At 64.7% G+C, this 16,496-nt stretch carries 19 protein-coding genes and 1 tRNA gene; 12 read left to right on the forward strand and 8 right to left on the reverse strand.

Annotation, left to right across the window (positions count from 1 at the left end):
• Position 1: 1 nt before the first annotated feature.
• Together U1702_RS07925 and U1702_RS07930 are read right to left on the reverse strand one after the other, a co-directional pair.
• Positions 2 to 442: an iron-sulfur cluster assembly scaffold protein gene (locus U1702_RS07925; RefSeq protein WP_332723477.1), complete on the reverse strand. Its 441-nt coding sequence runs from the start codon at positions 440 to 442 to the stop codon at positions 2 to 4.
• Positions 443 to 505: 63 nt separating this feature from the next.
• A complete protein-coding gene (locus U1702_RS07930) occupies positions 506 to 1,099 on the reverse strand; it encodes a CvpA family protein (RefSeq protein WP_332723478.1) in 594 nt (197 codons plus the stop codon).
• Positions 1,100 to 1,248: 149 nt separating this feature from the next.
• Here U1702_RS07930 and U1702_RS07935 point away from each other — a divergent pair, with 149 nt between their 5' ends.
• Positions 1,249 to 2,130, forward strand: coding sequence for a DMT family transporter (locus U1702_RS07935; RefSeq protein ID WP_332723479.1), 882 nt, complete (start codon positions 1,249 to 1,251; stop codon positions 2,128 to 2,130).
• 134 nt (positions 2,131 to 2,264) lie between these two features.
• The gene (locus tag U1702_RS07940) at positions 2,265 to 2,978 is read left to right on the forward strand and encodes an EAL domain-containing protein (RefSeq protein ID WP_332723480.1); all 714 of its coding nucleotides are present in this window, start codon (positions 2,265 to 2,267) and stop codon (positions 2,976 to 2,978) included.
• A gap of 1 nt (position 2,979) precedes the next feature.
• Here U1702_RS07940 and radA read toward each other — a convergent pair whose 3' ends face one another.
• Positions 2,980 to 4,347, reverse strand: coding sequence for a DNA repair protein RadA (radA, locus tag U1702_RS07945; protein ID WP_332723481.1), 1,368 nt, complete (start codon positions 4,345 to 4,347; stop codon positions 2,980 to 2,982).
• Between the two features lie 38 nt (positions 4,348 to 4,385).
• On the reverse strand, positions 4,386 to 5,072 hold the full coding sequence (locus U1702_RS07950; protein ID WP_332723482.1) for a helix-turn-helix transcriptional regulator: 687 nt from the start codon (positions 5,070 to 5,072) through the stop codon (positions 4,386 to 4,388).
• A 131-nt stretch (positions 5,073 to 5,203) separates the two neighbouring features.
• On the opposite strand from U1702_RS07950, the gene U1702_RS07955 reads away from it, so the two are divergent.
• Positions 5,204 to 5,794: a glutathione S-transferase family protein gene (locus U1702_RS07955; RefSeq protein ID WP_332723483.1), complete on the forward strand. Its 591-nt coding sequence runs from the start codon at positions 5,204 to 5,206 to the stop codon at positions 5,792 to 5,794.
• Positions 5,795 to 5,813: 19 nt separating this feature from the next.
• Here U1702_RS07955 and U1702_RS07960 read toward each other — a convergent pair whose 3' ends face one another.
• Entirely contained in the window at positions 5,814 to 6,509 is a 696-nt protein-coding gene (locus U1702_RS07960; RefSeq protein ID WP_332723484.1) for a glutathione S-transferase N-terminal domain-containing protein, read from the reverse strand.
• A 63-nt stretch (positions 6,510 to 6,572) separates the two neighbouring features.
• Here U1702_RS07960 and U1702_RS07965 point away from each other — a divergent pair, with 63 nt between their 5' ends.
• Positions 6,573 to 7,718, forward strand: a complete 1,146-nt coding sequence (locus tag U1702_RS07965) for a glycosyltransferase family 4 protein (protein ID WP_332724644.1) — start codon at positions 6,573 to 6,575, stop codon at positions 7,716 to 7,718.
• 24 nt (positions 7,719 to 7,742) lie between these two features.
• On the opposite strand, the gene U1702_RS07970 is transcribed toward U1702_RS07965, so the two are convergent.
• Complete coding sequence (locus U1702_RS07970; protein ID WP_332723485.1) at positions 7,743 to 8,057, reverse strand: DUF2218 domain-containing protein; 315 nt, start codon at positions 8,055 to 8,057, stop codon at positions 7,743 to 7,745.
• The gene (locus U1702_RS07975) at positions 8,057 to 8,650 is read right to left on the reverse strand and encodes a PadR family transcriptional regulator (RefSeq protein WP_332723486.1); all 594 of its coding nucleotides are present in this window, start codon (positions 8,648 to 8,650) and stop codon (positions 8,057 to 8,059) included. Before U1702_RS07975 ends, U1702_RS07970 begins: the two co-directional genes overlap by 1 nt.
• A 388-nt stretch (positions 8,651 to 9,038) precedes the next feature.
• Here U1702_RS07975 and U1702_RS07980 point away from each other — a divergent pair, with 388 nt between their 5' ends.
• The 3 genes from U1702_RS07980 to U1702_RS07990 all read left to right on the forward strand — a co-directional run bounded on the left by U1702_RS07980 (position 9,039) and on the right by U1702_RS07990 (position 11,727).
• Positions 9,039 to 10,364, forward strand: coding sequence for a replication-associated recombination protein A (locus tag U1702_RS07980; protein WP_332723487.1), 1,326 nt, complete (start codon positions 9,039 to 9,041; stop codon positions 10,362 to 10,364).
• A 60-nt stretch (positions 10,365 to 10,424) separates the two neighbouring features.
• Positions 10,425 to 10,877, forward strand: coding sequence for a PA2169 family four-helix-bundle protein (locus U1702_RS07985; protein WP_332723488.1), 453 nt, complete (start codon positions 10,425 to 10,427; stop codon positions 10,875 to 10,877).
• Positions 10,878 to 10,941: 64 nt separating this feature from the next.
• Entirely contained in the window at positions 10,942 to 11,727 is a 786-nt protein-coding gene (locus U1702_RS07990; protein WP_332723489.1) for a DUF1206 domain-containing protein, read from the forward strand.
• A 3-nt stretch (positions 11,728 to 11,730) separates the two neighbouring features.
• Here the strand turns inward: U1702_RS07990 and U1702_RS07995 are convergent, their stop codons facing one another.
• The gene (locus tag U1702_RS07995; RefSeq protein WP_332723490.1) at positions 11,731 to 12,150 is read right to left on the reverse strand and encodes a DUF2147 domain-containing protein; all 420 of its coding nucleotides are present in this window, start codon (positions 12,148 to 12,150) and stop codon (positions 11,731 to 11,733) included.
• A 106-nt stretch (positions 12,151 to 12,256) separates the two neighbouring features.
• On the opposite strand from U1702_RS07995, the gene U1702_RS08000 reads away from it, so the two are divergent.
• The 5 genes from U1702_RS08000 to U1702_RS08020 all read left to right on the forward strand — a co-directional run bounded on the left by U1702_RS08000 (position 12,257) and on the right by U1702_RS08020 (position 16,475).
• Positions 12,257 to 13,828, forward strand: a complete 1,572-nt coding sequence (locus tag U1702_RS08000; protein ID WP_332723491.1) for a serine hydrolase domain-containing protein — start codon at positions 12,257 to 12,259, stop codon at positions 13,826 to 13,828.
• Positions 13,825 to 14,163: a hypothetical protein gene (locus tag U1702_RS08005; RefSeq protein WP_332723492.1), complete on the forward strand. Its 339-nt coding sequence runs from the start codon at positions 13,825 to 13,827 to the stop codon at positions 14,161 to 14,163. The genes U1702_RS08000 and U1702_RS08005 overlap by 4 nt, the downstream gene beginning before the upstream one ends.
• A complete protein-coding gene (locus U1702_RS08010; protein ID WP_332723493.1) occupies positions 14,150 to 15,007 on the forward strand; it encodes a hypothetical protein in 858 nt (285 codons plus the stop codon). The genes U1702_RS08005 and U1702_RS08010 overlap by 14 nt, the downstream gene beginning before the upstream one ends.
• Positions 15,008 to 15,027: 20 nt before the next feature.
• Positions 15,028 to 15,103 (forward strand) — tRNA-Thr (locus tag U1702_RS08015).
• 94 nt (positions 15,104 to 15,197) lie between these two features.
• Positions 15,198 to 16,475: a sugar MFS transporter gene (locus tag U1702_RS08020; RefSeq protein WP_332724646.1), complete on the forward strand. Its 1,278-nt coding sequence runs from the start codon at positions 15,198 to 15,200 to the stop codon at positions 16,473 to 16,475.
• The last annotated feature ends 21 nt before the right edge of the window (positions 16,476 to 16,496 follow it).

Below are 16,496 nucleotides of genomic sequence, written 5' to 3' on the forward strand. Positions count from 1 at the left end.
GTCAGATCGCCTCCCGCGTACGTGCTGCCTGCGCCGCGGCCTCAGCCACTGCCTCGAACCCCAATCGGATCGACGGATGCCGTGCGCTGTGCGGCAATGCAGGGGCGAATACCGCCAGCCCCGGCCAGTCCGGCGGGTTATCCCGCTCGCCCGCCAGCCACGCGCCGAGCCCATCGCAGACCACCGTAAGTTCCGTCGGCGATCGCCCGATCGCATGCGACGCCATCAGCGAAGCGGATGCCTGACCCAACGCACAGGCACGCACCAGCAGCCCGATCGCGCTGACCCTCCCGTCGGCATCGACGTTCACATCCACCGTCACCCGGCTCCCGCAAACCGGCGAGCGCGTCTCCACACTCGCCATCGGCGTAACCAGCCGCTCATGATGCGGGATCGACGCCGCCAGCCGCAGGATTTCGGTGTTATACAGCGGTGCGCTCATGTCCCGCAGATAGGAGGGCCAACGCCGTGGCGCGACCGAAAAATGCTGCGCCGCCGGAATGGATCACTTCGCCTTGGATTTGTCCTCACCAGCGGCATCGATGTCGGTCCGGTTCACCAGATCGGCCTCGCTCGACACATTCTCGAACACCGGCTCGCCGCGCCGCCGCCGATCGACGAACTCGGCGATGCTGGCCGACGTCGCGTTCAACAGCGGATAGCTGCGTGATTGCGTCATCCAGTCGGGTCGCTTCGCCGGACCACCGCTCACCGTATCCACCACCAGCGCAATCAACAGGAACACCAGGCTGACCAGAATCAACCCCTTCAGCGCCCCGAACCCGATCCCCAGCGCACGATCGACCGGCCCCAGCAAACCGCTGCGTGTGCGCGATCCGATCGCGTTCGCCACCAGCCGCCCGCCGAAATAGGTGATCCCGGCGATCAGCGCGAACGCCAGCACCGCCGCGCCCTGCACTGTCCCGACCGGCTCGGCCAGCATCGCGGCCACCGGCGTGTGCAGCACCCGCAGCGCCAGCACCACGAACAGCCACGCCATCAGCGACAGCACCTCGGTCACGAACCCGCGCAAAAATCCCATCACCGCCGCACCGCCCACGGCCAGCAGCACCAGAATGTCGATCGCGCTCAGTCCCATTGCTTCCGGCCCATGCTCTTCTCGTCTTCTTGCCCGTTCCGCTCATACCGCTCGCACGCCGCTTGTCGAAGCCCCGTTTTTCGTTAGAGCGACCCCGCGACCCGCTGGAGGGGAGGCCGCGCCTTCACGCCAATCGCAGGAACACCGCCATGACCGCCCCTCACCCCCTTCGCGGCACTGCGCTGTTCATGGTCGGGCTGGCGATGTTCGCATGCCTCGATGCGACCACCAAATATCTGACCGCCCATTACGACGTGCCGCTGATCGTCGCCGCACGCTATGGCGTTAACCTGTTGCTGATGGTCGCCCTGCTGGCGCCGCGCCATGGGCGCCAGATGCTGACGATCCAGCGCCCGCGCTGGGTGATCGTCCGCGCCCTGTCGCTGTCGGTGGCATCGGTCGCGATGGCGCTGGCGCTGCAACGCATGCCGGTGGCGGAGACCAGCGCGATCCTGTTCTTCGCGCCGGTCGTCGTCATCCTCGCGGCAGGTCCGCTGCTGGGTGAGCGCGTCGGCGCGGCAGCGCTGATCCCCGCAGCGCTCGGCTTTACCGGCGTCCTGCTGATCGTCCGTCCGGGCAGCGGCCTCGACCCGACCGGCATCCTGTTCGCGCTGATCGCAATGGCCGCGAACGCCACCTACCAGCTCTTGTCGCGACACCTGATCGCGACCGAACGCAACATCGCCTTGCTCTTCTACACCACGCTGACGGGCACGCTGATCTTCTGCGCGCTCGCCCCGTGGTTTCTCGGCCATCACACCCCCTCTGCGCTCGAACTGCTGCTGTTCTTCAGCCTCGGCGTCTATGGCGGCCTCGGCCACTTCCTGTTCACGGCCGCATTCCGCGAAACCTCCGCCTCCGTGCTGGCGCCGATGAACTATGTGCAATTGCTGTTCGTCGGTCTGCTCGGCTGGCTGGTTTTCGGCCAGCTACCCGACGCGATCAGCCTGCTCGGTATGGCGATCATCGCGGCGTCGGGGGTGATCGTCGCGTTTCGGACACGCAAGCCGCCCGTGAAGCGGTCGGTTTAGGCCAATCGCACCACTAATTTTTTATTTTTTACAGCCTGTTAGCACCTATCTCCTAAGCAAAACGGGTCAGGAGGCGTGTTGTGTCAACAGGGTGTCAGGGTTGTAGGTCACAGGCCGATTATTTCGATATCGCAATGGCATTCCAGCCCATCGTCGATATCGAAACCGGACGCGCTTTCGCTTACGAAGCGCTCGTGCGCGGGAGCAATGGCGAGGGCGCCGGCGAAGTCCTTGCGCGAGTAACACCCGACAATCGCTATGCGTTCGACCAGCAATGTCGGGTGGCTGCAATCGAAAATGCGGTGGCCGCCGGCATTCTCGACACCGACGCCCGGCTGTCGATCAACTTTCTGCCAAACGCCGTTTATTCGCCGCTCGCGTGTATTCAGCTGACGCTCAAGACCGCACGCGCAACCGGACTTCCGACCGACCGGCTGATCTTCGAATTCACCGAGAATGAGGAGATGGCGGACACCGACCACGTCCGCAATATCGTCGATTCCTACCGCAAAATGGGCTTCGGCACGGCGATCGACGATTTCGGTGCGGGCCATGCCGGTCTCGGGCTGCTGGCCAAGTTCCAGACCGACTATATCAAGCTCGACATGGAACTGGTGCGCGGGCTCGACGCCAGCATGCCGCGCCGCCTGATCGTCGAGGGCGTCCTGCGGATCGCGCAGTCGCTCGGTATCACGGTCATTGCTGAGGGGATCGAGACCGTCGGCGAATATGATGTGCTGCGCGCACTCGGTGTTCGATACATTCAGGGTTATCTGCTTGCCCGCCCCGGCTTCCGGACGTTGCCGGCTGTGACCATGCCCGACCGGAGCCTCGCCGCCGTCGCGTGAACTACCGTCCCAGCATGTAATCCACGAACCCGCCGAGATTACGGAACCCGGTCAGCGCCATCGTCCCCTCCTTCGCCTGGTGCGACGGCACCATCGCGCGTGTGAACCCCAGCTTCCCCGCTTCCTTCAGCCGCAACGCGCCATGCGCCACCGGGCGCACTTCGCCCGACAGCGCGATCTCGCCGAACACCACCGCATCCGCCGCCACCGGGCGCTCGGACAACGCCGAAATCAACGCCGCCGCCACCGCCAGATCCGCCGCCGGGTCCTGCACGCGATAGCCGCCCGCGATGTTCAGATAGACTTCGCTGGTCGAGAAGCTGAGGCCACAGCGCGCCTCCAGCACCGCCAGCGTCATCGCCAGCCGCCCGCTGTCCCAGCCGACCACTGCGCGCCGCGGCGTCGCGCCGCTGGCCAGCCGCACCACCAGCGCCTGAATCTCCACCAGCACCGGCCGCGTCCCCTCCAGCGCGGGAAACACCACCGTCCCCGTCACGCTCTCGTCGCGCGATGTCAGGAACAGCGACGACGGATTCCCCACCTCGCTCAGCCCGCCCGTTTCCATCGCAAACACGCCGATCTCGTCAGTCCCGCCAAAACGGTTCTTCACCGCACGCAGGATGCGATATTGATGGCTGCGCTCCCCCTCGAACGCCAGCACGGTATCGACCATATGCTCCAGCACGCGCGGCCCGGCCAGGCTCCCGTCCTTGGTGACATGCCCCACCAGCACCACCGCCGTCCCGCGTTCCTTGGCAAAGCGAATCAGCTCCTGTGCCGACGCCCGCACTTGGCTCACCGTCCCCGGCGCGCCCTCGATCAGGTCAGAATGCATCGTCTGGATCGAATCGATCACCAGCAGCCGGGGTGGCGAGGCCCCGCCCAACGTCGTCAAAATGTCCCGCACCGACGTCGCCGCGGCCAGCTGAACCGGTGCATTGCCCAGCCCCAGCCGCCGCGCGCGCAACCGCACCTGATCCGCCGCCTCCTCGCCGGAAACATAGGCAACGCCCATCCCCGCCAGCGCCATCTTCGCCGCCGCCTGCAACAGCAAGGTCGACTTGCCGATCCCCGGATCGCCGCCGATCAGCGTCGCCGACGCCTCGACAAACCCGCCACCCAGCGCCCGGTCCAGCTCTGCGATCCCCGTCGCCATCCGCGCGGGCAGAGGCACATCCGCGTCCAGCCCGGACATCGAAATCATCCGCCCGCCGCCTTGCAGATTATGCTTGGCCTGAAACACCGTGGTCACTGCCCCGGCATCCTCGACCAGCGTGTTCCATTCCCCGCAATCGGCGCACTGCCCCGCCCATTTCGACGAGACCGATCCGCATTGCTGACAGACATAGCGCTTCTGGGGTTTTGCCATGCGAAATGCCCTAGCAAACCCGGAACGATACGGGAACGTTATTTCGCATCCAGCCCCTTCTGCCAGCGATTTCGCAGTGCGGCCGGCCGATCCGGATAGCGCTCCTCCACGAACACCGCACCCTCGATCCGGTCAAGCCGGAACATCCGGAAATCCGCGCGCAGCTCGCACCACGCGAACACCACGCGCACCGCATCGCGATAACCGATCAGGAACGGCCACACCGTCCGCTGCGACCGCCGCCCGCCCTCGTCGCCATAGTCCAGATCGAGCTTCATCCCGCGCCGGCACCATAGCCGCAGCTGAGTCATGTCGATCCGCTCGACCAGTTCCTCGCCCCAGCGCGGCGACGTCGCCACCACCGGCTCCAGCACCAGCCCGCGCAAACTCTCGGGCACGGTCGCCGCCAGCTTGGCGATCAAGTCATCCGCCGCGCGTGACAAGACGCGGTCGCCTTGCGCCTTCACCCATTGCGCGCCCAGCACCGCCGCCTCGACCTCGTCGGTGGTCAGCATCAACGGCGGCAGATCGAATCCGCCCTCCAGCACATAGCCGATCCCCGCCTCGCCCCGGATCGGCACACGCTGCGCCATCAGCGTTGCGATGTCGCGATAGATGGTGCGCTTCGACGTCTCCAGTTCCTCGGCAATCGCGTCCGCAGTCACGGGTTTGCGGTGCCGCCGCAGCAACTGGATGATCTGGAACAGGCGGTCGGCGCGTCGCATGGAGGTTTCCTATCGCTATCTTTTCTCGACCTAGTGCCATGCTGCTGACACCATGTTGGCAGTAGGGTGGCAGTAGTCAAGTTCTCGACGGCGGCGACCAGCGTTGGCCGGACATGGAAAGGAACCTGACAATGCTCACCTTCTATCACGCCCCTCAAACCCGCTCGGGACGCACCATGTGGCTGCTCGAGGAGACCGGCCTCGATTACGAGACGCGCTATGTCACCATCCAGCATATGGACGGCCGCGGTGAGCGCGATGCTGCCAATGTCCACCCGGATGGCAAGGTGCCCGCAATTGTCCATGACGGCGCGCTGCTCGCCGAAAGCTACGCCATCGCCATCTACGTCACCGATCTCGCGCCGCAAGCGAACCTCGGTGCCCCGGTCGGCTCGCCCGAACGCGCCGCGTTCCTCACTTGGCTGGCTTGGGCCGCGACCGAGTTCGAGTCCGTCATCTTCGCCCGCCTCTATGGCGGTGGCGGCGATCCAAAGGCGTATGACGCCGTCGTCCGCCGCCTCGACGCCGCGCTCGCCAGCGGCACCTATCTGATGGGCGACCGTTTCACCGCCGTCGATATCATGATCGGCTCGACCCTTGCCTGGGCACGTCAGGCATTGCCCGAAAGCGCAGCACTCGACGCCTATCTCGCGCGCATTGCCGATCGTCCCGCGCATGCCGCCGCCTGTGAGAAGGACGCGCCAGCCCTCGCAGACGCCTGAACCCGGAGCGGCGAAGGGTTCAGCCCTTCGCCGTCACCTGCAACCCGCGCTGCACCGCCGGCCGCGCCAGACCGCGCTCAAGCCACGCCGCGACATTGCGGAAATCGTCGAACCCGACCAATTCGCGGGCCTCGTAAAAGCCTATCAGATTGCGTACCCAGCCAAGCGAAGCGATGTCGGCGATCGAATAATCGTCCACGATCCAGTCGCGCGCCTTCAGTCGCTCATCGAGAACCCCCAGCAACCGCCTGGATTCCCCGACATAGCGCTCCAGCGGCCGCTTATCCTCATACGCACGACCGGCGAATTTGTGGAAGAAACCCAGCTGCCCGAACATCGGCCCCAGCCCGCCCATCTGCCACATCACCCACGCGATCGTCTCGTACCGCTGCGCCGGATTGAGGAACTTGCCGGTCTTCTCGGCCAGATAGAGCAGGATCGCCCCGCTCTCGAACAACGCCAGCGGACGCCCATCCGGGCCGTCCGGGTCGATCATCGCAGGAATCTTGCCATTGGGATTCAAACTCAGGAATTCCGGCGTCTTCTGATCGTCGGTCGCAAAGTCGATCAGATGCGCCTCAAAGGGCAGTCCGGTCTCCTCCAGCATGATCCCCACCTTCACCCCGTTCGGTGTGGCGAGTGAGTAAAGCTGGATGCGATCGGGATGCTGCGCAGGCCAGCGCTGCGTGATGGGAAAATCGGACAGATCGGTCATGGCGCATCTCCGCAATTTACCGCGACATAGTAACGCCGTAATCGCTGCGCTATGGCCGCTCCGATGAATCCGACCGACCTCCGCGTCGCCCTGTTCAGCGGCAACTATAACTACGTGCGCGACGGAGCGAACCAGGCGCTGAACAAGCTTGTGCGACATTTGCTCGACGCCGGGGTGCAAGTCCGCGTCTATTCGCCCACGGTCGAAAAACCCGCCTTCGCGCCAACCGGCGATCTGGTCAGCGTCCCTGCCTTTGCCATGCCCGGCGGGCGCGGGGAGTATAAGGTCGCGTTCGGCTTGCCCAAGGCGCCGCGCGAGGATCTCGAGGCGTTCAAGCCCAACCTCGTCCATGTCTCCGCGCCCGAATTTCTCGGCCACGCCGCCGCCGCCTGGGCAAAAAAGAACGGCGTGCCGACGGTCGCCTCGCTGCACACGCGGTTCGAGACGTATCCGCGCTATTACCATATCGGCTTTGTCGAGCCATGGATGGTGCGCGGCCTGACCCGCTTCTACAACAAGTTCGACCGCGTCATGGTCCCCGGCAACTCGATCGCCGATCTGATTCGCGGCTGGGGCGTCACATCGCCGATCGGCATCTGGTCACGCGGCGTCGATCACGCGCGCTTCAATCCCGGCCGCCGCGACAATGAATGGCGCCGTGGCCTCGGCATCGCCGACGATGTGCCCGCAATCGGGTTTCTCGGCCGCCTCGTTCTGGAAAAAGGACTCGACATCTTCGCCGAAGTCGCACGCGAGCTTACGCGACGCGAAGTCCCCCACCGGATCATCGTGATCGGCGAAGGCCCCGCGCGCGACTGGTTCGCCGAACAGGTGCCCGACGCCATCTTCACAGGGTTCCAGACCGGCGACGATCTCGCGCGAGCCGTCGCGGGAATGGACGTGTTCTTCAACCCGTCGATCACCGAAACCTTCGGCAACGTGACCGCCGAAGCGATGGCGTGCGCCGTCCCGGTCGTTGCCGCGCGAGCAACCGGCGCGCTCGACCTGGTCGACGAAGGAGTCACCGGATTTCTCGTGCCGCCGCGCGACGTCAACGCCTATGCCGACGCCATCGAACGCCTCGCGCGCGACGCAGCGATGCGGCGCAGCTTCGGCGAAGCGGGCCACGCCAAGATGCAGCGCTATGTGTGGGAGAACATCAACCAGAAGGTGCTGGATGCGTATCTTGAGGTGATGGAAACCCGCTAAATCCTCTCCTGTTGGGGAGGATTTTCACACCCAAACGTAAACCAGCGCACCCTCTCGAAACGCAAACCGGTCGACATGCCGCTCGACCGCTCCCTTCAGTCCGTCCAGCTGGCCGGACACGCTCGCGTCGATCCGGATCGCCAGCGCAACGGGAAGCGCGTCGAACGTCACCACCGCATCGCCCGGCCAGTCCGCCCCGCGCGCATCTTTCGGGAACACCACCGTGCCATGCTCGGCGGTGAACTCGACCTTCAGATTGTGCGACCAGTGCTTGCACAATTGCTGAAGGTATTTGCTCGCGGACGATGTTGCCGCCGTCCCATTTGCCGATACCGCCATCACAGCCGTTCCACCTTGCGCGCCGCCTCGTCGATGAAGTCGGCCACCGCGTGCAGCGTCTCTTGCGACACTTCGCCGTCGCCCAGCCGGTGCTGGAGCACAGTACGCAGATTGCCCATCGCACGCCGCACCGGGCTACCGTCGCCGCGCGACCGCATCGTGCCGATCGCGGTGAGCCGCTCCATCAGCGCCTCGACCTCTTCCTCGCGCTCGGTCAAATGCGCCTGCCCCGCAGTCGTGATCGCAAACACCTTTTTGGCGTCGTCGCTCGCCTGCTCGGCGATCAGGCCCATATCGGCCAGCATCGTGATCGTGGGGTAAACCACGCCCGGGCTGGGCGCATAGGCACCGCCAGTGCGGGTCTCGATCTCGCGGATCAGGTCATAGCCATGGCGCGGCGATTCCTCGATCAGCTTCAGCAGCACCAGCCGCAACTCGTCCCCGCCGAACATGCGCCGCCGTCCGCCCCGGCCACCGCCGCCGCGTCCCTCGCCACGCACATCCCATTCGACCGTAAACGGTCCCCATTGGCGCTTTCCATGCGGGCCGAAATGCGCGCCGAACCCGCGATGATGATGATTTCCTCGAAACATTTTTATTCCTTCATATTCGTTTCTTGATGCGTCTAAGATATATCTTAAAAGAGATTGGTCAAGTGGGATTTGTGACTCAAAATGATCCTCCCCCGCCAGGGGGAGGTGGCGCCGAAGGCGACGGAGGGGGAGGGCGGCTGTGTATTCTAAGGCGTGAGGGCATCGCTGACCTCCCCCTCCGTCAGGCTACACCTGCCACCTCCCCCTGGCGGGGGAGGATTGAAGAGTCTTGCAATTGCCAGCGGCAGGGTTTTCACCTGCAACCTCCGATTGTGACCGGTGCGTCTTATTATTCCGCCACGCTGGCACACACAGCATATCACTTTGTCCAGGTCTTGTAAGACCCGCGAGGATTGAGGCGACACCACTTCCCTCCTATCTACCACCCATGCCCGACCTGTTCGGCGGCCTCGAATCCGCAACCTCGCCTCACGAAGCGCCCACCGACGGCCCCCTCGCCGATCGCCTCCGCCCCGCGCATCTCGCGGACGTCGTCGGACAAGATCATCTGACCGGCCCCGAAGGCGCAATCGGCCGCATGGTCGCGGCGGGGAAGCTCAGCTCGATCATCCTCTGGGGTCCGCCCGGCACCGGCAAAACCACCATCGCCCGTCTGCTCGCCGACGCCGTCGGCCTGCGCTTCGTCGCGATTAGCGCGGTCTTCTCCGGCGTCGCCGATCTCAAGAAAGTCTTCGCCGAATCCCGCGAACACGCCAAAGTCGGCAAAAAAACCCTGCTCTTCGTGGACGAAATCCACCGCTTCAACCGCTCGCAACAGGACGGCTTCCTGCCGTTCGTCGAGGACGGCACTGTCACCCTCGTCGGCGCAACCACCGAAAACCCGTCATTCGAACTGAACGCCGCGCTGCTATCCCGCGCGCAAGTCCTCATTCTGCGCCGCCTCGACCACCCGGCACTCACCCTCCTCCTCGACCGCGCCGAAGCCGTCGAGGATCGCCCGCTCCCCCTCACCGCCGAAGCCCGCGATGCCCTTGTCGCCAGCGCCGATGGCGATGGTCGTTTCCTGCTCAATCAGGCCGAAACCCTTTTTGCCGTCACCTTCCCCGAGCCACTCGACCCGGCCGCCCTAGGCGACTTTCTCCAGCGCCGAGTCGCGGTGTATGACAAGGACCGCGAGGGGCATTACAACCTCATCTCCGCGCTCCATAAATCGATCCGCGGCAGCGACCCGCAGGCTGCACTCTACTACCTCGCCCGAATGCTGACGGCGGGTGAGGAACCGCTCTACGTCCTGCGCCGCCTCGTCCGCGCCGCTGTTGAGGATATCGGCCTCGCCGACCCCAACGCTCTGGTCCAGTGCCTTGCCGCCAAGGACACCTATGAATTTCTCGGCAGTCCCGAGGGCGAACTCGCCATCGCGCAAGCCTGTCTCTACCTCGCCACCGCGCCCAAATCGAACGCCGCCTATGCCGCGCAAAAGGCCGCGTGGCGCACCGCAAAGGAAACCGGCTCGTTGATGCCGCCCCAGAACATCCTCAACGCCCCGACCAAGCTGATGAAGGACATCGGCTACGGCAAGGGTTACAGCTACGACCATGATGCCGAGGGCGGTTTCAGCGGCGACAATTACTGGCCCGACGAACTCCCGCCGCAGACCTTCTACACCCCCACCGACCGCGGCACCGAAAAGCGTATCGCCGAACGCATGGCGTGGTGGGACGAACGGCGGCGGGCGAAGGACGATGCAAGCTAAGGCCCGGAAACTTTGTCCTCCATCTGCGTTTCGGATGCTTCGTTTTGTAAGGAGTATCCCATGACCGACACCAGCCACGACATCCGCGCCCTGAACGGCCTGATCGCCACCACGATCGACAGCATCGATGGCTATACCGACGCCGCCAAGGACAGCGACAATCAGCGCCTCGTCCAGATGTTTACCGCCCGCGCAAGCGAGCGTCGCGGCGTCGCCACCTCTTTGCAGGCGGAAGTCTCGCGGCTTGGCGGCAACCCGGAGGATGACGGCACGATCCTCGCCGGTGCGCATCGCGCCTTTCTCGACCTGAAGGCCGCCGTCACCGGCAAGGACGACAAGGCGATCGTCAACGAAGTCGAGCGCGGCGAAGATCACATTAAAGCCAAGTTCGAGGATGCGCTGGAGGACAACGACCTCTCCGCGCAAACCAAATCGGCGATTGGCGCGGCCTGGGGCTCGGTCAAGGCCGGCCATGACGAGATGCGCGACCTTAAACACTCGATGGAGCGTTAAGCGACGAGGCCGGTGTCCGCGCGACACCGGCCCCTGACATCCGCATCGAAATGGGGCGCATCGAATGCCAGCGGCCAAGACCTTTGAACTGCTCACCCGCGCCGGTTTTGCTGCACGCGGCATCATGTACATTCTGATCGGCTATCTCGCGCTGCGGCTTGGTCGCACGGAGGATGGCGCGGGTGCGCTGGAGTGGATGAACAGTGGCGGCGGGCAGTTTGTGCTGATTGCAATGGCGATCGGTTTTCTCGCCTACGCGCTTTGGCGGCTTTCCGAGGCCGCGATTGACAGTGAGGGACATGGCAGCGACGCCAAGGGCATCGCCGTTCGGGTCGGCGGCGCGGTCTCCGGCGCGATCCACCTCAGTCTTGCCTGGCTCGCACTGAAGCTTGGCACGGGCGGGCATGGCGACGATGGCGACGCCGCCGAACAGGGCGCATCGACGGTCCTCGCGCTGCCGGGTGGCGAGCTGGCACTCGTGGTCGGCGCAGCAATCCTGCTGGCGACCGGCGCATATCAGATCGTCAAGGCAATCAAGCTGGGCTTTCTCAAACATATCGATCCTGCGGTCTCCGGCAAGTCCTGGATCACCTGGCTCGGTCGCGCCGGTTACCTCGCGCGCGGCGCTGTGTTCGTCGTGATGGCGCTTTTCCTGTGGCGCGCCAGCCGCCAGTCCAGCGCCGACGCGGCCGGCGGTATGGGTCAGGCGATGGACGTCATGCCAGCCAGCGCACAGATCGTCGTCGCAGCCGGGTTGCTGATGTTCGGCGTCTTCAGCCTCGTCGAGGCACGTTACCGCCGCATCAACGATCCCGATGTGGTCAAGCGGCTGAAGCGGTTTGCCGCGTAAGCGCTATCGCACCCGCCGCCAAATCTGAGTCTTGCACAACGGCACGAACACGCATCCGCGCACCTTCAGCACATCGGGCCCGACCGGCGTCAGCCGCGCCTGATAGGTCTTGCCGTCCTCGGCATTATAGATCGTGCCGCCCGACCAGACCGCGCCGTCCGCCATGAACCCGGACATCATCAGCAGGCCCTTGATCGGGCGCCCCCGCAACGCCGCATTGGCGTTTCTCGCATCTTTCAGGTCCGGATTACGCCGCAACTGCGCCGATGTGACGACACGCCCGCACAGTGACGCGCCGCAGCGCTTGATCTCGATCACCGCTTCATTGGTCGGGGCCTTCCACACCCCGACCGCCGATGCGCCACCCTGCGGTGCGACCAGCGCGAGCGCGATCGCCGGGGCCATCATCGATAGTGAAAGCATGGCCTACTCCTTCAACAGTCCAAGTCCGACTAACCTCAAATGCCGGGGCAGGTCGATGCCGCTCCCCGCCTTTCAATGTTGGATTTCATCTGCTTAACTCACCACGATGGCATTCCGACCCCAGAATTCAGATGATCCAGGCGGCGCGCGCGACCCCGGATCGCCCGCACGCCCGCACACCTGGTGGCGTGACCTTTGTGACTTTCCGATTTTTGGAACGCATTTCGCGGCGCTTCGACAACCATTTCGCAAAGTTGACAGTCCGGCCAAAACCGCTTCAAATCGTCAAGTCTGTCAAGCGCTCGCCGCCCTGACGCTGCTCGCGGCCCTTCCCGCCCTCGCCCAACAGCCAAAGCCGCCATCCACTCACGACCGTTCCATTGCCGCCGGCTACAAGGCGCTGACCCTGTGCAGCGGCATCTTCAACGGCGCGCGCACACAGGCTCAGGTCGAGGCGCTCGATCTCACCGGCATTTATCCCGAATATGACGCGATCGTGCCCACGCTGAAGGCTGAAGTCGATCGTGATTTTGGTGCCGTCAGCGTCGCTTACGACGACAAGATGCCACCGCGCCGCGCCGAATGGGGGCTTCACCGGGGCTGCACGATCCTGCCGCCCGGCGCGATCGACTGGCCGCGCTCCGGGGATGTCCGTCCACTCGGCTATCGTCCCGCGACGGACTTCCAAAAGCCCGATCCGCGCCTCTGGCCGCTTGGTGACGCCACACCACGCATCGCACCGGACCCGCGCCTGACGCAACTCACCACTGCCGCCTTCACCCCGCAATATGGCGCAAAGGCCCGCACCGTCAGTGTCCTCATCATGCAGGACGGCAAGCTGCTGGCCGAGCGTTACGGCAACGGCTTCGGCCCGTTTACCGCCAACCGCACATGGTCGGTCGCAAAGAGCATCGCCGGGACGCTCACCGGCATCGCCGTGAAACAGGGGCTGGCCGACCCCGCCGCTCCCGCCAACATCCCCGAATGGGGACCATGGCCACGCGGCGACCGCCGCCGCACGATCACGCTCGACAATCTCCTGCGAATGGGCAGTGGATTGCACAGCGCCACGGCGGGCAACCGCACCGACGCGGTCTATTTCGGCGGCACTCGCGTCACCGAGGAAACGACCGGCTGGCCACTCGAAACGCTGCCCGGCACCCGCTTCCGCTACGCCAACAACGATATCCTGCTCGCCACCCGTTCGCTGCGCGCCTCGCTCGGCGAAGACCGCTACCGCTGGTTTCCGCTGGAGGCGCTGTTCCGCCTGCTCGGCATGCGCCACACGGTCGCCGAGCAGGATGTCGGCGGCAACTATATCCTCTCGTCGCAAGTCTGGTCCACCGCCCGCGACCTCGCCCGGCTTGGCCAGTTCTGGCTGCAGGACGGCGTGTGGAATGGCCAGCGCCTCCTGCCCGAAGGATGGATGAAGACCATGACCACGCCCAGCGGTCCGCAGCCCCCCGGCGACGCCGGCTATGGCGCGACACTCTGGCTGCACGGACCGAAAACCGGCCTGCCCGAGGGCAGCTACGCCGCGCAGGGCAATCGTGGCCAATATATCGTCGTCATCCCCTCGGCGAAGCTGGTCATCGTCCGGCGCGGCGAAGACCCGGCTGGCGGCGGCGGGTTCGAGTTCACGAAGTTCGCGGCGGACGTGGTGAAGGCGCTGCAATGAATGACTGGGACGACGCCTGCGCCTGTGCCTTGTCGCTATCCGACGTCGAGATGGAGTTGTGGTGGGGAATCCCCTGCCCCAAGGTCAACGCCAAGGGCTTCATGTCCCCCGGCCGCGAACCCGGCAGTTTCGCGCTGTCGGTGACGAAGCCGGAGAAGGAAATTCTGCTCGAAACCGACCCCGAAACCTTCTGGCAGACCGATCACTACCGCAATTACCCGATGCTGCTCGTCCGCTTTGGCCGCGAGCGCGAACGGGTGGAGACCTATATCCAGCGCGCCTGGTGGGACCGGCTCAAGGCCGCACAGCGCAAGGCGTTCGGTGACCGACCCTGAACGTTTCACCCGCTTCGCCGCGATCGATTGGTCCGGCGCCAAGGGCAGCCGCCACCCCGGAATCGCACTGGCAGTCTGCGAGCGCGGCAGCGAAGCCCCACGCCTCGTCACCCCACCCGGCACCGCATGGTCGCGTGGCCAAATCCTCGAATGGGTTCGCGCCCAGTCCGCCACCCCCATCCTGATCGGCTTCGACTTCAGCTTCTCTGCCCCGTTCATTCAGCGCGGCGCACATCTCCCCGGCGAAACCACCACCGTCAGCGCCCGCGATCTGTGGGCCTTTGTCGACGCAAACAGCCCCGACCCCGATCTCGGTGCAGCCAGTTTCCTCGAAGCGCGGCGCGGTCGCCATTTCTATCTCGGCGCGGCGGATGGGCGGAAGGCGGATTTCCTTTACTGGCGAGCATGCGAAGTCGCGCATGACGGCAGCACCAAACCCTCGACCGTCTATGACGCAATCGGCGCGGCACAGGTCGCCAAGGCCAGCTTTGCCGGCATGCGCCTGCTCTACGCGCTTGATGGTCAGGTGCCGGTCTGGCCGTTCGACCCCATGCCGGAAACCGGCGCACTGGTGGTCGAAATCTACACGGCCATCGCCGCCCGCGCCGCTGGTCTGCCAAAGGGCCGCAGCAAAATCCGCGATGCCGCTGCCCTGGACACCGCCCTCGCCAAGCTAGGCTCCGAACCCCACGCCCCCCTCACCCGCTACACCGACCACGTCACCGACGCGATCCTCACCGCCGCCTGGCTCCGCGCGAACGCCGCCCGCGCCGATCTTTGGTCGCCGCGCGCCCTCACTCCAGAAATTGCGCAAACCGAGGGCTGGACCTTCGGCATACCATGAAGCTAAAGGCATGCCCGATCGCCGGTTTAGCTCAGTTGGTAGAGCGCCAGTTTTGTAAACTGGATGTCGTGGGTTCGATTCCTACAACCGGCACCATCCTTTTCCCCTCGCCTTTCGCCACCACTGCGTTAAGCATGGGCGATAATGACAACGCTATCAGGAGAGGGCCGTGGCCATTCCCGTCACTGAAATGAACTCGACCGCCCCAACTGGCGGCGAAGCGGGCACACAGGGCGTCAACGCCCCCGACCTTCAGGTTTTCGTCTTTGCGCTGTTTTTCATCTTCGGCGGCATCACGTCGCTGAACGACGTACTGATCCCGAAACTGAAAGAGCTGTTCACGCTCAACTATACCCAGGCGATGCTGATCCAGTTCTGCTTCTTCACGGCTTATCTGGTCATTGGCATTCCCGGCGCGAAGCTGGTCAAGAAGCTCGGCTATATGCGCGGCGCGGTCGCCGGTTTGGTGACGATGATCCTTGGCTGCCTGCTCTTCATTCCCGCCGCGCAGACCGCGACCTATGGTCTCTTCCTCGCAGCATTGTTCGTGCTGGCGAGCGGTGTGGTGATCGTTCAGGTCGTTGCCAACCCACTGATCTCGCTACTCGGCAAGCCCGAAACCGCGCATAGCCGCCTGACCTTTGCGCAGGCGTTCAACTCGCTCGGCACCACGGTCTTTCCGTTGGTCGGGGCTGCACTGATCCTCGGCAGCATCGCCGGGATCGAGGCCAAGGATCTGTCGGGTGCCGCGCTGGAAGCCTATCGCACCGCAGAGAGTCAGGCGATCGTCAACGGCTATCTCGGCATCGCTGCCGCGCTGGCGGTGGTCGCAATTGCAGTATGGCTGTTCCGCAACCGCCTAAAGGGCGAGCGGCACGAGGCGAGCCAAGGGTTTGCCGGGTTCGATCTGGTCAAGCGCCCGCGCTTCGGCTTCGGCGCGCTGTGCATCTTCCTCTATGTCGGCGCGGAAGTGTCGATTGGCTCGCTCATCATCAATTATCTCGCGCTCGACCGCGTATTGGGTCAGCCTGAATCGGTCGTCGGCTGGATGATCGCCCTTTATTGGGGCGGCGCGATGGTCGGGCGGTTTATCGGATCGGCGCTGATGCGCGTCATTAGTCCCGGCAAGCTCTTGGCCTTCGTTGCGGCGGGTGCGATCGCCTTGATCGTGATCTCCTCGAACACCAGCGGCACGACCGCTGCCTATTCGCTACTGGCGATCGGCCTGATGAACTCGATCATGTTCCCCACCATCTTCAGCCTCGCTTCCGAAAAGCTGGGCAGTCGCGCGGCGGACGGATCGGGGATCATCAACGTTGCCATCTTCGGCGGCGCGGTCATCCCGCTCGCCACCGGCGCGCTGGCCGACGCCACGGGCAGTCTCGCGCTTGCCTTCACGCTCCCGGCCATCTGCTACGCGATCATCGCTGGCTTCGGCTATTACGCCCGCCGTCCGGCGGTTGCGTGAAACCAAACAGGGCCGGCGAGT

Origin of the sequence: Sphingomonas sp. LT1P40 (assembly GCF_036663835.1) — a bacterium.
In the GTDB taxonomy this organism is placed as follows: domain Bacteria; phylum Pseudomonadota; class Alphaproteobacteria; order Sphingomonadales; family Sphingomonadaceae; genus Sphingomonas.

What these genes read in the sequence shown, in the direction of transcription:
- radA (WP_332723481.1), bottom strand. Translation starts at nt 4,347, where the DNA reads ATGGCAAAACCCCAGAAGCGCTATGTCTGTCAGCAATGCGGATCGGTC.
- U1702_RS07925 (WP_332723477.1), bottom strand. Translation starts at nt 442, where the DNA reads ATGAGCGCACCGCTGTATAACACCGAAATCCTGCGGCTGGCGGCGTCG.
- U1702_RS07975 (WP_332723486.1), bottom strand. Translation starts at nt 8,650, where the DNA reads ATGTTTCGAGGAAATCATCATCATCGCGGGTTCGGCGCGCATTTCGGC.
- U1702_RS08005 (WP_332723492.1), top strand. Translation starts at nt 13,825, where the DNA reads ATGAATGACTGGGACGACGCCTGCGCCTGTGCCTTGTCGCTATCCGAC.
- U1702_RS07970 (WP_332723485.1), bottom strand. Translation starts at nt 8,057, where the DNA reads ATGGCGGTATCGGCAAATGGGACGGCGGCAACATCGTCCGCGAGCAAA.
- U1702_RS08020 (WP_332724646.1), top strand. Translation starts at nt 15,198, where the DNA reads ATGAACTCGACCGCCCCAACTGGCGGCGAAGCGGGCACACAGGGCGTC.
- U1702_RS07995 (WP_332723490.1), bottom strand. Translation starts at nt 12,150, where the DNA reads ATGCTTTCACTATCGATGATGGCCCCGGCGATCGCGCTCGCGCTGGTC.
- U1702_RS07965 (WP_332724644.1), top strand. Translation starts at nt 6,573, where the DNA reads ATGAATCCGACCGACCTCCGCGTCGCCCTGTTCAGCGGCAACTATAAC.
- U1702_RS08000 (WP_332723491.1), top strand. Translation starts at nt 12,257, where the DNA reads ATGGCATTCCGACCCCAGAATTCAGATGATCCAGGCGGCGCGCGCGAC.
- U1702_RS07940 (WP_332723480.1), top strand. Translation starts at nt 2,265, where the DNA reads ATGGCATTCCAGCCCATCGTCGATATCGAAACCGGACGCGCTTTCGCT.
- U1702_RS07930 (WP_332723478.1), bottom strand. Translation starts at nt 1,099, where the DNA reads ATGGGACTGAGCGCGATCGACATTCTGGTGCTGCTGGCCGTGGGCGGT.
- U1702_RS07960 (WP_332723484.1), bottom strand. Translation starts at nt 6,509, where the DNA reads ATGACCGATCTGTCCGATTTTCCCATCACGCAGCGCTGGCCTGCGCAG.
- U1702_RS07950 (WP_332723482.1), bottom strand. Translation starts at nt 5,072, where the DNA reads ATGCGACGCGCCGACCGCCTGTTCCAGATCATCCAGTTGCTGCGGCGG.
- U1702_RS07935 (WP_332723479.1), top strand. Translation starts at nt 1,249, where the DNA reads ATGACCGCCCCTCACCCCCTTCGCGGCACTGCGCTGTTCATGGTCGGG.
- U1702_RS07980 (WP_332723487.1), top strand. Translation starts at nt 9,039, where the DNA reads ATGCCCGACCTGTTCGGCGGCCTCGAATCCGCAACCTCGCCTCACGAA.
- U1702_RS07985 (WP_332723488.1), top strand. Translation starts at nt 10,425, where the DNA reads ATGACCGACACCAGCCACGACATCCGCGCCCTGAACGGCCTGATCGCC.
- U1702_RS07955 (WP_332723483.1), top strand. Translation starts at nt 5,204, where the DNA reads ATGCTCACCTTCTATCACGCCCCTCAAACCCGCTCGGGACGCACCATG.
- U1702_RS07990 (WP_332723489.1), top strand. Translation starts at nt 10,942, where the DNA reads ATGCCAGCGGCCAAGACCTTTGAACTGCTCACCCGCGCCGGTTTTGCT.